Source organism: Cupriavidus sp. GW822-FHT06G04 (assembly GCF_058799075.1).
Map to the genome: position 1 here is coordinate 539,395 of NZ_JBXALD010000001.1, position 16,840 is coordinate 556,234.

Here is a 16,840-nt window from a genome sequence, read left to right on the forward strand (position 1 = left end):
TCTGAACCCCTTTATTTTTTCGGTTGCTTGACCGGACGCTGCCACGCGTCGAGAGTCATCTGCTTTGCGCGCGACAGCGTGAGCTTGTCGGCCGGCGCTTCCTTGGTCAGCGTGGTGCCCGCGCCGATGGTCGCGCCGCGTCGCACGGTGACCGGCGCCACCAGTTGCGTGTCCGACCCGATGAAGACGTCGTCCTCGATGATGGTCCGGTGCTTGTTGACGCCATCGTAGTTGCAGGTGATCGTGCCCGCGCCGATGTTCACGCGCTGGCCCACCGTCGTGTCGCCCACGTAGGCCAAATGATTGGCCTTGCTATGGTTGGCGATCTGGCTGTTCTTGACCTCGACGAAATTGCCGATATGCACATCCTGGCCCAGTTCGGTACCGGGACGCAGCCGCGCGTAAGGGCCGATGCGGCCATCCGGCCCGATCTTTGCTTCTTCGAAGTGGCAGAACGGTTGCACGCGCACGCCGGCGGCGACGCTGGTGTTGCGGATTACGCAGTGCGCGCCGATATGCACGCCATCGTCCAGATGCACGCGGCCTTCGAACACGCAGCCGACGTCGATCGTCACGTCGCGCCCGCATGTGAGTTCGCCGCGCACATCGATGCGTGCCGGATCGAGCAGCGTGACGCCCGCTTCAAGCAGACGTTGCGCGATGTTGCGCTGGTGAATACGCTCGATTTCGGCCAGTTGGACCTTGCTGTTGACGCCGAGCGTTTCCCACAGCGCGGCAGGCTGGGACGACACGATCTCCACGTCGTCGTTGGCGGCGCGTTCGATGGTGTCGGTAAGGTAGTACTCGCCCTGCGCGTTGTCGTTGCGCAGCGTGGCGAGCCAGAGGCGCAGCAGCGGCGTCGGGCAGACGATGATGCCGGTGTTGATTTCGCGGATGGCGCGCACTTCCTCGCTGGCGTCCTTCTGCTCGACGATCCGCACGATGTTGCCGGCGGCGTCGCGAACGATGCGGCCGTATCCGGTAGGATCGGGCATTTCGACGGTCAGCACGCCCAGGCGCTCGCTGCCGGCGGCCTGCACCAGATGCTGGAGCGTTGCGGCGCTGGTCAGCGGCACGTCGCCATACAGCACCAGCGTGGGCTGGCTGTCGTCGAGCAGCGGCAGTGCCTGCATGACGGCGTGGCCCGTGCCAAGTTGCTGGCTCTGCTCGGCAAAGGCCACGTCGCTGGCGGCCACGGCGTTGCGTACCTGATCGGCGCCATGGCCGACCACGACCACGAGCCGCGTGGGCGACAGCGTGCGGGCGGTGTCGAGCACATGGGCCAGCATGGGCCGCCCTGCAACGGGATGCAGCACCTTGGGCAGCGCGGAATTCATGCGCTTGCCCATGCCCGCGGCAAGAATGACGATATTCACAAGGAGGTCCCTAAGTGAGTGTGTCTGAGAAAAATTGGAAGAATTCGTGCCCCGAAGCACTGCGTCCGACGTGGCTAAACCGTTGCCACGACTGCGCTGGCGGGCGATCCGCCGGGCCTGGAAAGATGCGCGCCGATTCTAGCACGCGCCCCCGCGCCCCATTGACCCGAACACCTGGCGTTACGGTTGTTCACATTTGGTCACGACGCGTTTTTGCATGGTTTGCAGCATTTACCGTCGCCGTGGCGTTGGTCGGCTGCAACGCCATGAAGCTGGGCTACCAGCAGGGCGACAAGCTCGCCTATTGGTGGATCGACCGTTACGTCGACGTTTCCGACGCCCAGGAACCGCCCACCAAGGACGCCATCGCGCGCTTCTTCGACTGGCACCGGCAGGCCCAACTACCGGAAATCGCCACCGTACTCACGCGCGTCAAGGGCGAGGTGGCCGGGCCGGTGGACGCGGCGATGATCCGCCAGGTGCAGCAGGACACCAACCGGCTGGGCCGGCAGGCGTTCGAGAACGCCATCCCGGACCTGGCCGACCTGATGCTGACGCTGACGCCTGAGCAGATCCAGCGCATGGAGTCGAAGTTTGCGGACAGCAATGCCAAGTACCGCAAGGAATTCCTGAAGTCGGATCCCGAAGCCCGCACCGACGCGCGCTTCGACAAGATCATGGGTTACGCCAAGCTGATTTACGGCGGCTTCTCGCGCGAGCAGGAAAAGACCATCCGCGAGGCGATGGGTCCGTACATGCAAGGCGCCGACGCCCGCTATGCGGAACGCGTGAAACGGCAGCAGGAGTGGATCGCGCTGGCGCGCGAGATTTCGACGACCCGTCCGCCCAAGCCGCAGGTCGAGGCGATGCTGCGCACATTCGCCGACCATTGGCAGCGGCCCGCCAGCGGCCAGCAGCGCAGCAACGCCGCGGGCGTCGATCTCTCCGTGACGATCGCCAACCTGACCACACCGAGCCAGAAGGCTCACGCGGTGGACCAGTTCCAGAAATGGATCGACGATACGCGCTCGCTGATGCGCGAGGGCCGGGCGCGGGCGCAGGCGTCGCAGTGATGCGCGGCGCCGGGCCGGCGGCCGCTCAGGCGGCCGGTTCGGAGGCCGAAGGCTCGGCCGCAGCGGCGGGCGCGGTGGGCTCGCCGGCTTTCCCGATCTTGTCGAAGCGAACGAACTCCATGCGGTTTGCGTCGATATTGCCGGTGAACGTCAGCGCCTGCTGCGTGAACGTGGTTTCCCCGAACAGCGAAGCCTCGTCCACCTTCGCCAGCCCGGTGGCCAGTCCCGTGAACGGGAACAGGTCGGTATCGGCCAGATGCGACGGCACCACGTTGCGCAGGGCCGAGAAAATATTGTCGATGCGGCCGGGGTTCTCGCGCTCCATCGCCTGCAGCATCTCGCTGACTTTCTTGCGCTGCAGGTTTTCCTGCGAGCCGCACAGATTGCACGGGATGATCGGGAATTCCATCGCGCGCGCGTAGGACGCGATGTCCTTTTCCGCGCAGTACGCCAGCGGGCGGATCACGATGTGCTGGCCATCGTCGGTAGCCAGTTTTGGCGGCATCGCCTTCATCTTGCCGCCGAAGAACATGTTCAGAAAGAACGTGTTGACGATGTCGTCGCGGTGATGGCCAAGCGCGATCTTGTTGGCGCCCAACTCCTTGGCCGTGCGATAGATCACGCCGCGGCGCAGGCGCGAGCACAGCGAGCAGGTGGTCTTGCCCTCGGGCACCTTCTCCTTGACGATCGAATAGGTGTCCGCCTCGACGATCACATACTCCACGCCCAGCGTTTTCAGGTACTCGGGCAGGATGTGCTCGGGAAAGCCGGGCTGCTTCTGGTCCAGGTTCATCGCGATCAGCTTGAACTGGATCGGCGCGCGCTTCTGCAACGCCATCAGGACCGACAGCATCGTGTACGAGTCCTTGCCGCCACTCATGCAGACCAGCACGGTGTCGCCGTCCTCGATCATGCCGAAGTCGCCGATGGCCTTGCCGGTCAGCGACTGCAGGCGGGTTTCAAGGCGATAAAAGTTAGCGGAGTGACTCATGAGACGTACCTGTAACGGGCGCGGGCGCTGAACAATGGCCCCAGCCCGTGGAAAAAAGCCGGAATGGACGGGGCGATATTCTACTCAACCGGCCCGCGCGGCGCTTTTCCCCGGCGCGCCGGCTCAGGCCTGCTTCAGATGGAAGACCTCGACGCCGACCGATTCGCAGTCGGGATAGACGTCGGGCTTCTCGGTCGACACGCGCACCGCGCGCACCTTCGGGTGCTGCAGCATGGCGCGCGCCACGTCGTCGCACAGCGTTTCCTGCAGATGGATGTGCCCCTGCGCCATGCGGGCCGCCACCGTGTTGCGCATGAAGTCGTAGTCGACCACTTCCTCGAGCTTGTCGGCCTGCGGCGTGGTTTCGGCCAGCGACACAAACAGGTCGATGTTCACCAGCACGCGCTGTTCGCCCTTTTTCTCGAATTCGTGCACGCCGATGTTGATCTGCACTTCGTAGTTGCGCAGGAACATGCGACGGCAGTCTTGCAGGCTGGGATGGGAAAGGGCGGCAAAAGTCATGGCAGGGGAAATCTCGAAACAGCTTTACTCGGTGAGGAACATTACGTCGCGGGCCAGCGGCATCAGGTGCTGGCCCCCGTCGACATAGAGGGTGGTGCCGGTCACGGCGCGCGCGCCGGCCAGATAGGCGACGGCCTGCGCGATATCGTCAGGCGTGGACGACTTGCCCAGCGGCGTCATCGCATGCGCGCGTACGAAGCCCGGGTCGGACTGGTCGCCCGACACCAGCGTGATGCCGGGCGCCACGCCCACCACGCGCAACCGCGGCGCCAGCGCCTGCGCCAGCTGCACCGTCGCGGTCTGCAATGCGGACTTGGACAGCGTGTACGACAGGAAATCGGGATTCAGGTTATTGAGCTTCTGGTCCAGCAGATTGATCACCACGCCGCGCTGTTCGGTATCGTTGCCATCGGCGCCAAGCGCCTTGTGCATCTCCCGGGCCAACAGCAGCGGCGCCGCCACGTTGGTGCGCATATGCGTATCGAGCGATCCATACGAAAAGCTCGTGGCCACGTCGTACTGGAACAGCGAGGCGTTGTTGACCAGGCACGACGGCACGCCCAGCGCATCGGCGCATGCGGCGATCAGCTTGCCGGTCTCGGCCTCGCTCGACAGATCGGCCTGCAGCACCGCGGCACGGCGGCCCAGGCCGCGGATCTGCGTGGCCAGCGCCTCGGCCTCGTCGCGCGAGCGGTTGCAATGGATGGCCACGTCCCAGCCCTGCGCGGCCAGTTCGAGCGCGATGGCGCGGCCGAGCCGGCGTGCGCCGCCCGTAACCAGTGCCACGCCGCGCGATGCGCGCGATTGGGCGCCGCTGGCGCCCTGAGTGATTGAATCTGGCATTGCTACAATTCGCGGTATGCAGAAAGTCGCTAGTCTACCCCTTCCCTCCGCCGACGCGCTTGCCGCCTCGACGGCCCTTTCCACTGTGATTGGCGATGCCATTGCGGCCGCCGGCGGCTGGATCGGCTTCGATCGCTTCATGTCGCTCGCGCTTTACGCGCCGCGGCTGGGGTATTACAGCGGCGGCGCCGCCAAGTTCGGCCGCGATGCCGGCGACGGCAGCGATTTCATTACGGCGCCCGAACTGACGCCGTTTTTCGCACGGACGCTGGCGCGCCAATTCGCGCCGCTGGTCGCCATGGACCTGCCGCACGTGATGGAATTCGGCGCGGGCACCGGGCGGCTGGCGTCCGACCTGCTGCTGGCGCTCGAATCCGAAGGCGCACTGCCGCAGTCCTACAGCATCGTCGAGCTGTCGGGCGAGCTGCGCGCACGCCAGCAGGAAACGCTGGCGCGGCGCGCCCCGCATCTGGCCGAGCGCGTGACGTGGCTGGACGCGCTGCCCGACCGTTTCGAGGGCGTGGTGGTCGGCAACGAGGTGCTGGACGCCATGCCGGTGCGCCTGTTCGCGCGCAATCACGGCCAGTGGCACGAACGCGGCGTGGTGCGTGACGGCGACAGCTTTGCCTACCGGGACCGCCAACTCGACGATGCGGCGGTGCCAGCCGTGCTGCGAGACTTCCCTGGCGATCACGACGTGGTCACCGAAACCCATGCTGAAGCCGAAGGTTTCACGCGCGCCGTGGGCGCGATGCTGGCGCGCGGCGCGGCCTTCTTCATCGATTACGGATTTCCGGCGGCCGAGTACTACCACCCGCAGCGCGCGGGCGGCACGCTGATGTGCCACTACCGCCATCATGCGCATCCCGATCCGTTTCTGTACCCGGGGCTGCAGGACATCACCGCGCATGTGAATTTCAGCGGCATCGCCGAAGCGGCCGTCGACGCAGGACTGACCGTGGCGGGCTTCGCCTCCCAGGCGCGCTTCCTGATGAACGCCGGCATTACCGACCTGATGATGTCGCTGGATCCGTCCGACGCGCGCGCGTTCCTGCCGCAGGCCAACGCAGTGCAGAAGCTGCTCAGCGAGGCCGAGATGGGCGAGCTGTTCAAGGTGATCGCGCTGACCCGCGATCTCGACGACGCGCTGCCGCTGGCCGGCTTTGCGCGCGGCGACCGCAGCTTTGCCCTCTGAGGCGCCGACATGCTGCGCTGGACCTTCACCATCTTCCTCTGCGTGATCGTGCTGTCCGCATCGCTTCCATGGCTGCAGAAGATCGGCCTGGGCCGACTGCCCGGCGACGTGCGCTTCCGCCTGTTCGGCCGCGAATACGTGCTGCCGTTTGCATCGACCATCCTGCTGTCGCTGCTGGCGCTGGTGATCGGCAAACTCCTCTAGCGCGCCAGCGTTGCGGCGTGCGAGGCCTGCACACCGGACGCCGCGCGCAACACCTACGCACACGCCGCCGGGGGCGCGCTGCCCCTACTCCATCAAACCAAGCCGGCCGGCCACTGCCGCCACGCGCGCCTGGTGCACGCGATCCTTGATCAGGTCGACCTTGTCGGCGCAAGCCTTGGCGATGGCGCCCGCATCGACCGACGCAGCGGCCTCGCGCGCCGCGAGCAGGCGCGCGGTCTGCGGGTAATCGCGGTCCTCGAAGCCCAGTCGGCCGCGCGCGTCGGCTTCGCATGCCTGCAGGGCCTGGGCAAAGCGCTCGGGCTTGCGCAGCGCGTCGCAGCGTTCGACCAGCCGCGTCAGCGCCGCCGCGCCGAATTCCATGGAACGATGGATATTGCCGTGCTCGCGCGCCACCAGCACTGCCAGTTCTCGGCAGTCGTTGGGCACGCGCAGGCGCTGGCAGACCGCTTCGAGCAGTTTCACGCTGCGCTGTTCATGCCCGATATGGCGCGGCAGCACGTCTGCGGGCGTGGTGCCCTTGCCCAGGTCGTGCGTCAACGCGGCAAAGCGCACGGGCAGCGACGCGCCGCTGCGCGCGGCATAGTCGACCACCATCATCACGTGCACGCCGGTATCGATTTCGGGGTGATAATCGGCGCGCTGCGGCACGCCCCACAGGCGGTCGAGTTCCGGCAGCAGCCGCGCCAGCGCGCCACAGTCGCGCAACACATCGAACATGCGCGACGGCGTGGCCTCCATCAGCCCGCGCGCCAGTTCCTGCCACACGCGTTCGGGCACCAGCGCGTCGACCTCGCCAAGCTCGACCATGCGGCGCATCAGCGCGACCGTCTCCGGCGCCACAGTGAAATCGGCGAAGCGCGCGGCAAAGCGCGCGGCGCGCAGGATCCGCACGGGATCCTCGGCAAACGCATCGGACACGTGCCGGAACACGCGGCGCTGCAGATCCTGCCGGCCGCCGTACGGATCGATGATCGGCCCGACCAGATTGCCGTGTTCGTCGACCGCCTGGGCCATCGCGTTGATGGTGAGGTCACGCCGCACCAGATCGTCTTCTAGCGTGACATCGGGCCCGGTATAGAACGCAAACCCCTTGTAGCCCACGGCCGTCTTGCGCTCGGTGCGCGCCAGCGCGTATTCCGCGCGCGTCTGCGGATGCAGGAAGACGGGAAAATCCTTGCCCACCGGCTTGTAGCCGGCGGCTTCCATCTGTTGCGGCGTGGCGCCCACCACGACATAGTCGCGGTCCTGGCTGGGCGTGCCCAGCAACTGATCGCGGATGGCGCCGCCGACGGCATAGACCTGCATCGTCAACCCGTCACGACGATGGCATCGGGCCGATCGGGCCGCGTGCGATATGGCTCGTCGGCCACCACGAAATCGCGCTCAGCGCGTGCACCGGCGATCCATTCCTGCATGGCGGGCAAGGCCAGCATGAAATCGGCATACGCCTGGGCCGCATCGGGCAGGCGGACCCCATAGGTGGCAAAGCGGCTGACCACGGGCGCGTAAAACGCATCGGCCACCGAAAACTCGCCAAACAGAAACGGCCCCTTGGCGCCGTGGCGTGCGCGCAGATCGGTCCAGATCGATGCGATGCGATCGATGTCGCCCTGCACGGCCACGTTCCAGCCGATGCCGGGCGCCAGCTTGGCGGTGATGTTCATCGGCATCTGGCTGCGCAGATTGCCGAAGCCCGAATGCATTTCCGCGCAGACCGAGCGCGCCGTCGCGCGCGCGGCGGCGTCGGCGGGCCACAACTGCTTTTCAGGAAAGCGCTCGGCCACGTATTCGGAGATCGACAGCGAATCCCACACGGTCACGTCGCCGTCGATCAGCGTCGGCACCTTGCCGGCCGGCGAATAGCGCGCGATCTCGACGTCGAAATCCGGGGTGAACAGGCGCAGCGCGACTTCCTCGAATGCAATGCCGGCGTGGCGCAGCACCAGCCAGGGGCGCAGCGACCAGGACGAATAGTTCTTGTTGCCGATGACGAGCTTCATCGTGAATTTCCTTGAAGGGGCAGGCACAGCGATTGGACGGTGGCGGGCATGGCGGGCGCGATATCCGCGGCGCGCCGTCGACCTGTCGCGGACGACGGGCGATGCCGCGCAGACCGTGGATGGACGTTTGGGCGATTGTGCGGTTGGGGCGGTCATTGGCCGAAGCCCCAGCCGCGCATGGCCATGCGCCGGAACCGAACATTCTAGCGATGCAACGGCCCGCGCTCCAAGCGAAATGCGCGTTCGCGAGCGATTGCGCCGCGCCGCTTCAGCGGTGGACGCTGCCGCGCATGGCCTGCAAGACCGATTCGTGGCCGCGGCCGGCCAGCACGTCGGTCATCACGGATTCGAGGCTGAGCGGATGCACGCCGAGCTCCGGCGCCATCGGCTGTGCCAGCACGTTGTCGAGCCGCATCGAGTCGAGGTTGTCGCGCGATAGCACCGTGCCGCCCGGCATGTACTCAAGCACCGCGGCCTGCATGCGCGCCAGCGCATCGGGCAGCGCGATTACCGGTCGCGGATGGCCCGAGGCGCGCCCGGCAAACTTCACCAGTTCCTCCAGCGTATAGATCTGCGGGCCGCCCAGTTCGTAGGCCTGCCCGATGGTGGCGCGATTGGCCATCGCATTGACGAACGCCTGCGCCACATCGAGCACGAACACGGGCTGGAAACGCGCCTGCGCGCAAGCCAGCGGCACCACGGGCGCCATCTGCTGCAACTGCGCGAACAGGTTGATGAAATGGTCGTCGGGACCGAACACCACGGACGGGCGGAAGATCGTCCAGTCCAGACCGCTCTCGCGCACCACGCGCTCGCCTTCGCCCTTGCTGCGCAGATACATCGACGGGCCTTGCGGGTCGGCGCCCAGCGCGCTCATGTGGATCAGCCTGCGGACGCCGGTACGCTGGCAAGCCTCCACCAACTGGCGCGGCAGATCCACGTGCGCGGCGGCAAACTGCGGGCCGTACGGGTCGGCGCGATCGCCATGGAGCACGCCCACCAGGTTGACGACGATACCGTCGACGCCGAGCGACCCGATCGCGTCGTCGAGCACGGCGGCATCGGCCAGCCCAAGCTCGACGACTTCCACGCGCGGCAGCAACAGCAGATGCTGGGCATGCTCGGTCTTGCGCGTGCCGACCACGATGCGTTCGGGTGCTATGGGACTATCGGGATTGGCGGCCGGATCGATCGGCGCGCCCGAGGCGGACGCCGCGCCGGCCAGGCGGGACACGAGGTGGCTGCCGATGAAACCGGCGCCCCCGATGACAAGGACATTGCTGGTCTGCATGCTGGGCTCCGAGACTTGCACGTTACGCGGGCATGAAATAGGCGCGACGCGTCACGAAGCGCCCGCCGGCCCGTGTGGCGGACCGGCAGGCGAGCCGGAACAGACCGCGGATCAGGGCAGGCTGGTCGTCGTGACGGCCGACGGCGCGACCACTCCCAGCCGGTCTTTCAGCGACTGCGGGCGGCCACTCATCAATGCAGCATAGTACGTGGCATTGGAAAGCACATTCTTCACATAGGTTCGCGTTTCCGTGAACGGGATGGTCTCTGCAAAGATCGCGCCTTCCACGGGCCGCGACAGGCTCGAACGCCACGCCTTGGGGCGTCCCGGGCCGGCGTTGTACCCGGCCGACGCCAGCGTCCATGAACTATCGAGGTCCGTCAGCACCATGCTCATGTAATTCGTGCCAAGCAGGATGTTGATGTTGGGATCGCCCATCATCGACGGCGAGAAATCGGTCATGCCGATTTTCCGCGCGACGAACTTCGCCGTGGCCGGCATCACCTGCATCAAGCCATGGGCGCCCGCCGAAGACCGCGCATTCATGATGAACCGCGATTCCTGACGGATCAGCCCGTACGCCCAGGCCATATCCAGGCCGACGTCGTCGGTGGCGCGCTGCATGATGTCGCGATACGGCATCGGAAAACGCTGCGCGAAATCGTGCTCGGTCCTGGTGCGATCGGCGGTGTTGACGGTGCGGTCCAGCAGCTCGATCTTGCGCGCATATTCGGCGGCCGCCAGCAGCTCGCGATCGCTCATGCCGCGCAATTCCCAGTTCCATTCGCGATTGCCTTCGAAGCGCAGATTCAGGTCGTAGAACTTCTGCGCGCGCACGAAGCCTGGCCGCGTGCGCATCGCCGTCGCTTCGGCGTCGCTCACGATGGTACGTTGCGGCAGCGTGATGCGATTGCCCAGTTCCTCGCTGGCCAGTTGGCCGTAGAAGTTGAACTGGCCGGCGATCGACTGGAATTGCGCCTGCGCGTCGGCGTTGCGGCCGTCGGCCTTGAGCGCGCGCGCGTACCAATATGTCCACGCCGGATCCTTGGCGCGCAGTTCGGGGCGCATCAGGTCGATCGACTGGCGCACCTGTTTCCAGTCGCCCTGGCGCAGCGCGGCGCGCACGCGCCACTCCTGCGATTCGTCCGACAGCCACTGGTTGCCGCCCATGTCGAGCTGGCGACGATAGTAGCCGGCCGCTTCCGGCATCAGCTTCTTGGCGGCGAACTGGCCGATCACGCCCCACGCCGCGCCCTGTTCGTCGCGCGAAATCGTGCCGACGATGGTGTTCAGATAGGCGGCGGCCTGCGCGGGATCGCTGCGCGCCATCTTCACCACGGTGGCCAGCGAATCGCTGTCGACGCGCGCGTCGGGGACGGTCGCGGCGATCTTGCCGGCCAGCGTCGTGTAGTTTTGCTCCAGCGCCTGACGTGCCTGGAAGGCCACGTCGCTACGCTGGATCTGCTGGCTTTGCGCGAGGTAGCCGATCAAATCGACGCAGCCTTCGCCGTAGTAGCGCGGATCGACCAGCACGGCGCGCGCCTCGGCGGCTACGTTCTGGCCTTTCAGCGCGCGCGACAACAGCGCGTAGCACTCCACCTGCGTGTCGTCCTTGAGCACGAACTGTGGATACTGGACATCGAAATTGGCCCAGTCGCGCTTCTTGCCCAGCACCAGCAACCAGTCGTTGCGCATGCGGTCGGCAATCGCGTCGCCCTGGTAGCGCTGCAGGAATGCGGCGACTTCGGCATCGGGCGCGTCGATGCGCGCGAGACCGCTGCTGTCGAACATCTGCGGTTTGATGCGGAAGTATTCGACGTACGATGGAATCGGGTAATCGACCAGCGTGGCCGAGATCGCCGCGGCGCGGTCGACGTCGTTCTTGCGCGCGGCTTCGCGCAGCGCCACGAAGGCGTCGTCCGGATTCGACGGAATGGTCAGCGCGGCCGGCTGTTGCGGCACCGGGCGCGACTGCGGCGCCGGCTTTTTCTGCGCATAGGCGGGGCTGGCCAGCAGCGCGCCCGCAAACGCCAACCCTGCGATGCGTCCGGCGCGGCGCAGATATACTCCCTTCGGCATTATTTGCTATCCCTTGTGTGGTCTGGTGCCCATGAACCCATGCGGCACGGAAGATTTGCCTGTCTCAGACATTGATTGTTCGCGGCCATTATTGCACGCCATGTCGTCACCTCAATCACCGGACAACGGCCCTGACGCCGGCCAATTCGCCGACGTCGAGGATCGCCGCCTGTTGCGCCGTCAACTGCTAACGCTGCGCGCCAACCTGCCGCACCGCGCCGCCGCCGATGCACGCATCGATGCCGCGCTTGGCACACTGCTGGAGCGCGTGGGTGCGCAGACGGTGGGCTTCTACTGGCCGATCCAGCAGGAATTCGATGCACGCGCCACGGTGGCCCGATGGCTGGCGGCCATGGCGGGCCGCGTGGCCGCCCTGCCGGTGGTCAGCCGTCCCGGCGCGCCGCTGGACTTCCATGTGTGGACGCCTGACACGACGATGCGCGCCGGACACTACGGCATTCCCGTGCCCGATGGCACTGCGGCCGCCACGCCCGACGCGCTGCTCATTCCCTGTGTCGGTTTCAGCGCCGAGAAGTTCCGGCTGGGCTACGGCGGCGGCTTCTACGATCGCACGCTGGCCGCCATGGCCGAGCGCGGCGCGCAGCCGCTGGCGATCGGCATCGCCTTCGATGCGTGCCGCATCGCGTTGCGGCCGGCCGCGCACGACTTGCCGATGGACTGGCTGGTCACCGAAAGCGGCGCGGTCTGAGCGTTCGCGCCAGCACGCCAGGCGATGCCGCGCGCTGGCCACAGACGCGCTCGGACACGCGCCGCGACCACATGACGCCACGCCCCCACATCGCGCCCTTAACTTGCAGCAGGCGCTGGCGCAGGCACGAGTGCGTCGATCAGCTCGCGCATGCGCTTCCAGTGCGATCCTTCCCAGAACACGCGCCGGCACTTCGGGCAACTGACAAAGCGCTCGTGCCGCTCGAACACGCCATCGGGCACGCGGCCCTGCGCCTGCGGCTTGTCGATGCGTTGCAGCGGCACGTTGCAGTCCAGGCATAGCGCAAACGGCCGCGCACTGCGCGCCAGATCGAGCCGCGCAAACACCTCGCGCGCCTGCAGCGGCGACTTGATGGCGCGCACATAGCAGCCGTGCGTGATTTCGCGGCGCTTGAGCAGTTCGCGGTCGCGCGTCAGCACGATGCGCCGCTCGGCGGCGGCGATGCGCGCAATCTCGCTGTCCTCGAAATGGTTGTCGTAGAGCGTGTCGAATCCGGTCATGCGCAAGAGGTGCGCAAGACCGCCCAAGTGCGCATCGGCAATAAAGCGGATCTCGCGCAGCGGGCGCTCGCGCACGCGCAGCAGCGGCGTGACATCGAGCGATTCGAACTGCGGATAGACGGCCACGCGGTCGCCGTCCTCAATGATGTGGTCGAACGGCGCCGATTCGCCATTCACGAGAATCAGTTCCACCTCGGTATGCGGCACGCCCAGCGCCTCGATCATGTGCTTGACCGTGGCCGCCCGCGCGCAGGCGCGCGACAGGTCGCGGCGCCGTTGCGATGGCGCCAGGAAATCGTTCAGTTCCTCGTAGAAACGGAAAGTGGCGTGGACCATGGCGTCGAGTATGACACCATCGCGCGCGGCGCAACACGCCACGACACGCCGCTATCGGGCGTTGCCGATCCGCAATGCGGCCTCCACCGCCATGCGCGCCCAGGGCGTCATCGCGGCCGGCGATTCCAGGCACGCGGGCGGGAGGCTCAGATAGTGACGCAACGTCACCTCGCGCCGCGCCGAGTGGTAGCGAAACGGCTCGCTGCCTTCGGCGGCAAAGCGCGGCAGCGTCACGTCGTCGGCTTTCAGGTAGCACTGGCCGCCGCTGACCAGCGCGAACATCAGGCCATCGTAAAACAGGCCGTGCCCGCCAAATATGCGTTTGGCCGTGATCGGGCCGATGCCGGACGCCAGCGGCGCCATCAGTTCGAGCAGGTGCTCGACGAACGGGTCTGGGCGGCGCGCAGCGGGCATCGCAGATCGGCGGCGGTGGGCGGCGTTACAGCTTCAGCCGCTGCCAGATCGCCTTGGTGGCTGCGGCGGTATTGAGCGTGTAGAAGTGCAGGCCTGGCACGCCGGCGGCCAGCAGGCGCTCGCACAAAGCGGTCACCACATCGAGGCCGAAGGCGCGGATCGCTTCCTTGTCGTCGCCGAACGATTCGAGCCGCTTGGCCACCCAGCGCGGCACTTCGGCGCCGCACATCTCGGAAAAGCGCATCAGCTGCGAGTAGTTGGTGATCGGCATGATGCCCGGCACGATCGGCACGTCCACGCCCATCTTGCGCACGTCGTCGACGAAGCGGAAGTACGCGTCGGCGTTGTAGAAATACTGCGTGATCGCCGAGTTGGCGCCGGCCTTCACCTTGCGCACGAAATTGTCCAGATCGTGCTTGGGCGAGCGTGCCTGCGGATGGTATTCGGGATAGGCGGCGACTTCGATGTTGAACCAGTCGCCGGTTTCCGCACGGATGAATTCGACCAGTTCGTTGGCGTAGCGGAACTCGCCGATCTCACCCATGCCGGACGGCATGTCGCCGCGCAGCGCGACGATATGGCGGATGCCGCCGTCGCGATACGTCTGCAGGATATTGCGGATGCTCTCGCGCGACGATCCCACGCACGACAGATGCGGCGCGGCTTCGATGCCTTCGCGCTGGATTTCCAGCACGGCGTCGAGCGTGCCTTGCTGCGTGGTGCCGCCCGCGCCAAACGTCACGGAGATGTACTTGGGCTGCAGCGGCGCCAGTTGCGCGCGCGTGTTGCGCAGTTTCTCCGCGCCTTCCGCCGTCTTGGGCGGGAAGAATTCGAAGCTGTAGTAGCGATCAGTCATGGTTGGCACGCCGCATTCGCGGCGCCCGATAAGAATCGTTGAAGCAGGCCATCGGCGCCGCGCGGGGCGCCCGGACAGCCGGTCAGTTGCGCTCGCCCAGCAGCACGCTGGAGAGGATCCACGAGATCACGCTGTACAGGATCGAGCCCAGCAGCGCGGCGCCAAACCCGTTCACGACGAATCCCTGCAGCAGGTTGCCGACGAACAGGAACAGCAGCGCGTTGATGACGAAGATGAACAGACCCAGCGTCACCAGCGTGACCGGCAGAGTCAGGATGACCAGGATCGGCCGGATCAGCGTGTTGACCAGACCCAGCACCAGCGCGGCGATCATCGCGGCGCCGAAGCCTCCGAGATGGATTCCGCTGATCAGGCTGCCTACCAGAAACAGTGCAGCGGCATTGATGATCCAGACGGCCAACAGTCTCATTGCGACTCCTTTGTTTTCAGGGCGATGCAATCGCTTGCGAAGGCGATCGACGTCGATCGATCGCGTCGGCCGGCGAGCGTCGCGCCCGTCGGCCAGTAGAGAAGGACCGCGCACCGCGGCGCCGGTTCATCGGGCGCGGCGGCCGCTTGATCGCGCCGCAGGTTTGGCCGCCCGCGACGCCGGATCGAGCGGCCGCCAGCGCCGAGACGCCGGTGCGCGTTCCACGCCCCTCGTCCGCCGCGTGGCGGGAGGGGCACCGCCAATCAATAGCGGTAGTGGTCGGCCTTGTACGGGCCTTGCTTCTGCACGCCGATGTAGGCCGCCTGCTGGTCGGTCAGCTCGGTCAGTTGCGCGTTGAGCTTCTTCAGCTGCAGGCGAGCGACCTTTTCGTCCAGGTGCTTGGGCAGCACGTACACGCCCACCGGGTACTTGCCGCTGTCACGCTCGGCCCACAGTTCGATCTGTGCGATCGTCTGGTTGGCAAACGAGCTGCTCATCACGTACGACGGGTGGCCCGTGGCGCAGCCCAGGTTCACCAGGCGGCCCTTGGCCAGGATGATCAGCTTCTTGCCGTCCGGGAACACGACGTGGTCGACCTGCGGCTTGATTTCGTCCCATTCGTACTTTTCGATCGACGCGATGTCGATCTCGTTGTCGAAGTGGCCGATGTTGCAGACGATGGCCTGGTCCTTCATCTTGACCATGTGGTCATGCGTGATCACGTGGTAGTTGCCGGTGCAGGTGACGAAGATGTCGCCGTGTTCGGCAGCGTAGTCCATCGTGACGACGCGGTAGCCTTCCATGGCGGCCTGCAGCGCGCAGATCGGGTCGATTTCCGTGACCCAGACCTGGGCCGACAGCGCGCGCAGCGCCTGTGCGCTGCCCTTGCCCACGTCGCCATAACCCGCCACCACGGCGACCTTGCCGGCGATCATCACGTCGGTGGCGCGCTTGATGCCGTCCACCAGCGATTCACGGCAGCCGTACAGGTTGTCGAACTTGCTCTTGGTGACCGAGTCGTTGACGTTGATGGCCGGGAACTTGAGTTCGCCCTTTTGCGCCATCTGGTACAGGCGGTGCACGCCGGTGGTGGTTTCCTCGGTCACGCCGCGGATGGCTGCGAGGTTGCGGCTGTACCAGCCCGGATCCTTCGCCAGCTTTTCCTTGATGGCGGCGAACAGGTAGGTTTCTTCCTCGCTGGTCGGCTTGGCGATCAGCGACGCATCCTTTTCGGCGCGCGCGCCCAGGTGCAGCAGCAGCGTGGCATCACCGCCGTCGTCCAGGATCATGTTTGGCGTGCCGCCGTCGGCCCAGTCGAAGATGCGGTGCGTGAAGTCCCAGTATTCCTTGAGCGTCTCGCCCTTGAACGCGAAGACCGGCGTGCCCGATGCGGCGATGGCGGCAGCAGCATGGTCCTGCGTCGAGTAGATGTTGCACGATGCCCAGCGCACGTCGGCGCCCAGCGCCTTGAGCGTCTCGATCAGCACGGCGGTCTGGATCGTCATGTGCAGCGAGCCGGCAATGCGCGCGCCCTTGAGCGGCTGCGCGGCGGCGAATTCGTCACGGATTGCCATCAGGCCCGGCATTTCGGTCTCGGCGATGGCGATTTCCTTGCGGCCCCAGCCGGCCAGGCCGATATCGGCCACGAGGTAATCTTGCTTCAGGTCGGTCACAGCGTTCATGTTTCACTCCGATGTAAGAGTGGCGCATGGAACGGGAGAAGATGCGGACGCGCCGCGATGATGATCGCGGCGGGCAGACAGGTCGACTCGCGTCCCGTGCAAACCACGGAACAGCGAGCGCCGTTGAGACATTCCGAGCCTGGCGAATGGCGCTGGGACAGGGCGTGACCGCCTGTGCCGCGAAGTCCATCCGTTGCAACGCTCCTCGGAGTGGCGGTATTGTAGCGTCCTGTTTGCGCCCTGCGGCGTGAACCCCTAGTTTTTTTCCTGCTTTTGTTCGCCACCCTCCCCTCACCC

General features: G+C 66.2%; 17 protein-coding genes and 1 riboswitch. Of the genes, 4 read left to right on the forward strand and 13 right to left on the reverse strand.

From position 1 onward, the window contains the following. Nucleotides 1-11: 11 nt before the first annotated feature. Entirely contained in the window at nt 12-1,376 is a 1,365-nt protein-coding gene (glmU, locus tag AC1RKI_RS02495) for a bifunctional UDP-N-acetylglucosamine diphosphorylase/glucosamine-1-phosphate N-acetyltransferase GlmU (protein WP_061956202.1), read from the reverse strand. Nucleotides 1,377-1,642: 266 nt separating this feature from the next. Between glmU and AC1RKI_RS02500 the strand changes: the two genes are divergently transcribed. After that, nucleotides 1,643-2,449 (forward strand): DUF6279 family lipoprotein, encoded by an 807-nt coding sequence (locus AC1RKI_RS02500; protein WP_341247767.1) that lies wholly within the window; start codon nt 1,643-1,645, stop codon nt 2,447-2,449. Between the two features lie 25 nt (nt 2,450-2,474). Here AC1RKI_RS02500 and ttcA read toward each other — a convergent pair whose 3' ends face one another. The 3 genes from ttcA to AC1RKI_RS02515 all read right to left on the reverse strand — a co-directional run bounded on the left by ttcA (nt 2,475) and on the right by AC1RKI_RS02515 (nt 4,805). Then, nucleotides 2,475-3,440 (reverse strand): tRNA 2-thiocytidine(32) synthetase TtcA, encoded by a 966-nt coding sequence (gene ttcA, locus AC1RKI_RS02505; protein WP_061956204.1) that lies wholly within the window; start codon nt 3,438-3,440, stop codon nt 2,475-2,477. Nucleotides 3,441-3,563: 123 nt separating this feature from the next. Continuing rightward, nucleotides 3,564-3,962: a dihydroneopterin aldolase gene (locus AC1RKI_RS02510; RefSeq protein ID WP_061956206.1), complete on the reverse strand. Its 399-nt coding sequence runs from the start codon at nt 3,960-3,962 to the stop codon at nt 3,564-3,566. A 24-nt stretch (nt 3,963-3,986) separates the two neighbouring features. After that, entirely contained in the window at nt 3,987-4,805 is an 819-nt protein-coding gene (locus AC1RKI_RS02515; protein WP_061956208.1) for an SDR family oxidoreductase, read from the reverse strand. A 16-nt stretch (nt 4,806-4,821) separates the two neighbouring features. Between AC1RKI_RS02515 and AC1RKI_RS02520 the strand changes: the two genes are divergently transcribed. Both AC1RKI_RS02520 and AC1RKI_RS02525 read left to right on the forward strand, forming a co-directional pair. After that, on the forward strand, nt 4,822-6,000 hold the full coding sequence (locus tag AC1RKI_RS02520) for a class I SAM-dependent methyltransferase (protein ID WP_341247766.1): 1,179 nt from the start codon (nt 4,822-4,824) through the stop codon (nt 5,998-6,000). A 9-nt stretch (nt 6,001-6,009) separates the two neighbouring features. After that, a complete protein-coding gene (locus AC1RKI_RS02525) occupies nt 6,010-6,204 on the forward strand; it encodes a DUF2905 domain-containing protein (RefSeq protein WP_061956212.1) in 195 nt (64 codons plus the stop codon). An 84-nt stretch (nt 6,205-6,288) separates the two neighbouring features. Here AC1RKI_RS02525 and AC1RKI_RS02530 read toward each other — a convergent pair whose 3' ends face one another. The 4 genes from AC1RKI_RS02530 to AC1RKI_RS02545 form a co-directional block, all read right to left on the reverse strand. Continuing rightward, a complete protein-coding gene (locus AC1RKI_RS02530) occupies nt 6,289-7,530 on the reverse strand; it encodes a multifunctional CCA addition/repair protein (protein WP_490713954.1) in 1,242 nt (413 codons plus the stop codon). Nucleotides 7,531-7,532: 2 nt separating this feature from the next. Continuing rightward, the gene (locus AC1RKI_RS02535) at nt 7,533-8,225 is read right to left on the reverse strand and encodes a glutathione S-transferase family protein (RefSeq protein ID WP_492793976.1); all 693 of its coding nucleotides are present in this window, start codon (nt 8,223-8,225) and stop codon (nt 7,533-7,535) included. A 268-nt stretch (nt 8,226-8,493) separates the two neighbouring features. Beyond that, entirely contained in the window at nt 8,494-9,516 is a 1,023-nt protein-coding gene (locus AC1RKI_RS02540) for a complex I NDUFA9 subunit family protein (RefSeq protein WP_492793974.1), read from the reverse strand. Nucleotides 9,517-9,627: 111 nt separating this feature from the next. Further along, the gene (locus AC1RKI_RS02545; RefSeq protein WP_490713953.1) at nt 9,628-11,595 is read right to left on the reverse strand and encodes a lytic transglycosylase domain-containing protein; all 1,968 of its coding nucleotides are present in this window, start codon (nt 11,593-11,595) and stop codon (nt 9,628-9,630) included. A gap of 100 nt (nt 11,596-11,695) precedes the next feature. Here AC1RKI_RS02545 and AC1RKI_RS02550 point away from each other — a divergent pair, with 100 nt between their 5' ends. Beyond that, a complete protein-coding gene (locus tag AC1RKI_RS02550) occupies nt 11,696-12,304 on the forward strand; it encodes a 5-formyltetrahydrofolate cyclo-ligase (protein WP_061956223.1) in 609 nt (202 codons plus the stop codon). Nucleotides 12,305-12,402: 98 nt separating this feature from the next. Here the strand turns inward: AC1RKI_RS02550 and AC1RKI_RS02555 are convergent, their stop codons facing one another. From AC1RKI_RS02555 to ahcY, 5 genes are all read right to left on the reverse strand, one after another. After that, nucleotides 12,403-13,161 carry a Mut7-C RNAse domain-containing protein gene (locus tag AC1RKI_RS02555; protein WP_341247763.1) on the reverse strand — a complete coding sequence of 253 codons (759 nt, stop codon included), beginning with the start codon at nt 13,159-13,161 and terminating at the stop codon, nt 12,403-12,405. Between the two features lie 51 nt (nt 13,162-13,212). Then, nucleotides 13,213-13,575, reverse strand: coding sequence for a TfoX/Sxy family protein (locus AC1RKI_RS02560; protein WP_492793971.1), 363 nt, complete (start codon nt 13,573-13,575; stop codon nt 13,213-13,215). Nucleotides 13,576-13,600: 25 nt separating this feature from the next. After that, nucleotides 13,601-14,431: a methylenetetrahydrofolate reductase [NAD(P)H] gene (gene metF, locus AC1RKI_RS02565; RefSeq protein ID WP_061956226.1), complete on the reverse strand. Its 831-nt coding sequence runs from the start codon at nt 14,429-14,431 to the stop codon at nt 13,601-13,603. A gap of 82 nt (nt 14,432-14,513) precedes the next feature. Continuing rightward, on the reverse strand, nt 14,514-14,861 hold the full coding sequence (locus AC1RKI_RS02570; RefSeq protein WP_061956228.1) for a phage holin family protein: 348 nt from the start codon (nt 14,859-14,861) through the stop codon (nt 14,514-14,516). A 263-nt stretch (nt 14,862-15,124) separates the two neighbouring features. Beyond that, entirely contained in the window at nt 15,125-16,543 is a 1,419-nt protein-coding gene (ahcY, locus tag AC1RKI_RS02575; RefSeq protein WP_061956230.1) for an adenosylhomocysteinase, read from the reverse strand. 108 nt (nt 16,544-16,651) lie between these two features. Beyond that, nucleotides 16,652-16,756, reverse strand: a riboswitch (S-adenosyl-L-homocysteine riboswitch). Nucleotides 16,757-16,840: the final 84 nt, after the last annotated feature.

Bases quoted from the DNA above. Each gene is read 5' to 3' on its own strand.
- AC1RKI_RS02515 (WP_061956208.1), bottom strand. From the start codon at position 4,805: ATGCCAGATTCAATCACTCAGGGCGCCAGCGGCGCCCAATCGCGCGCA.
- ahcY (WP_061956230.1), bottom strand. From the start codon at position 16,543: ATGAACGCTGTGACCGACCTGAAGCAAGATTACCTCGTGGCCGATATC.
- AC1RKI_RS02540 (WP_492793974.1), bottom strand. From the start codon at position 9,516: ATGCAGACCAGCAATGTCCTTGTCATCGGGGGCGCCGGTTTCATCGGC.
- AC1RKI_RS02535 (WP_492793976.1), bottom strand. From the start codon at position 8,225: ATGAAGCTCGTCATCGGCAACAAGAACTATTCGTCCTGGTCGCTGCGC.
- AC1RKI_RS02560 (WP_492793971.1), bottom strand. From the start codon at position 13,575: ATGCCCGCTGCGCGCCGCCCAGACCCGTTCGTCGAGCACCTGCTCGAA.
- AC1RKI_RS02555 (WP_341247763.1), bottom strand. From the start codon at position 13,161: ATGGTCCACGCCACTTTCCGTTTCTACGAGGAACTGAACGATTTCCTG.
- AC1RKI_RS02520 (WP_341247766.1), top strand. From the start codon at position 4,822: ATGCAGAAAGTCGCTAGTCTACCCCTTCCCTCCGCCGACGCGCTTGCC.
- AC1RKI_RS02525 (WP_061956212.1), top strand. From the start codon at position 6,010: ATGCTGCGCTGGACCTTCACCATCTTCCTCTGCGTGATCGTGCTGTCC.
- AC1RKI_RS02545 (WP_490713953.1), bottom strand. From the start codon at position 11,595: ATGCCGAAGGGAGTATATCTGCGCCGCGCCGGACGCATCGCAGGGTTG.
- AC1RKI_RS02510 (WP_061956206.1), bottom strand. From the start codon at position 3,962: ATGACTTTTGCCGCCCTTTCCCATCCCAGCCTGCAAGACTGCCGTCGC.
- AC1RKI_RS02570 (WP_061956228.1), bottom strand. From the start codon at position 14,861: ATGAGACTGTTGGCCGTCTGGATCATCAATGCCGCTGCACTGTTTCTG.
- AC1RKI_RS02500 (WP_341247767.1), top strand. From the start codon at position 1,643: ATGAAGCTGGGCTACCAGCAGGGCGACAAGCTCGCCTATTGGTGGATC.
- AC1RKI_RS02550 (WP_061956223.1), top strand. From the start codon at position 11,696: ATGTCGTCACCTCAATCACCGGACAACGGCCCTGACGCCGGCCAATTC.
- ttcA (WP_061956204.1), bottom strand. From the start codon at position 3,440: ATGAGTCACTCCGCTAACTTTTATCGCCTTGAAACCCGCCTGCAGTCG.
- AC1RKI_RS02530 (WP_490713954.1), bottom strand. From the start codon at position 7,530: ATGCAGGTCTATGCCGTCGGCGGCGCCATCCGCGATCAGTTGCTGGGC.
- metF (WP_061956226.1), bottom strand. From the start codon at position 14,431: ATGACTGATCGCTACTACAGCTTCGAATTCTTCCCGCCCAAGACGGCG.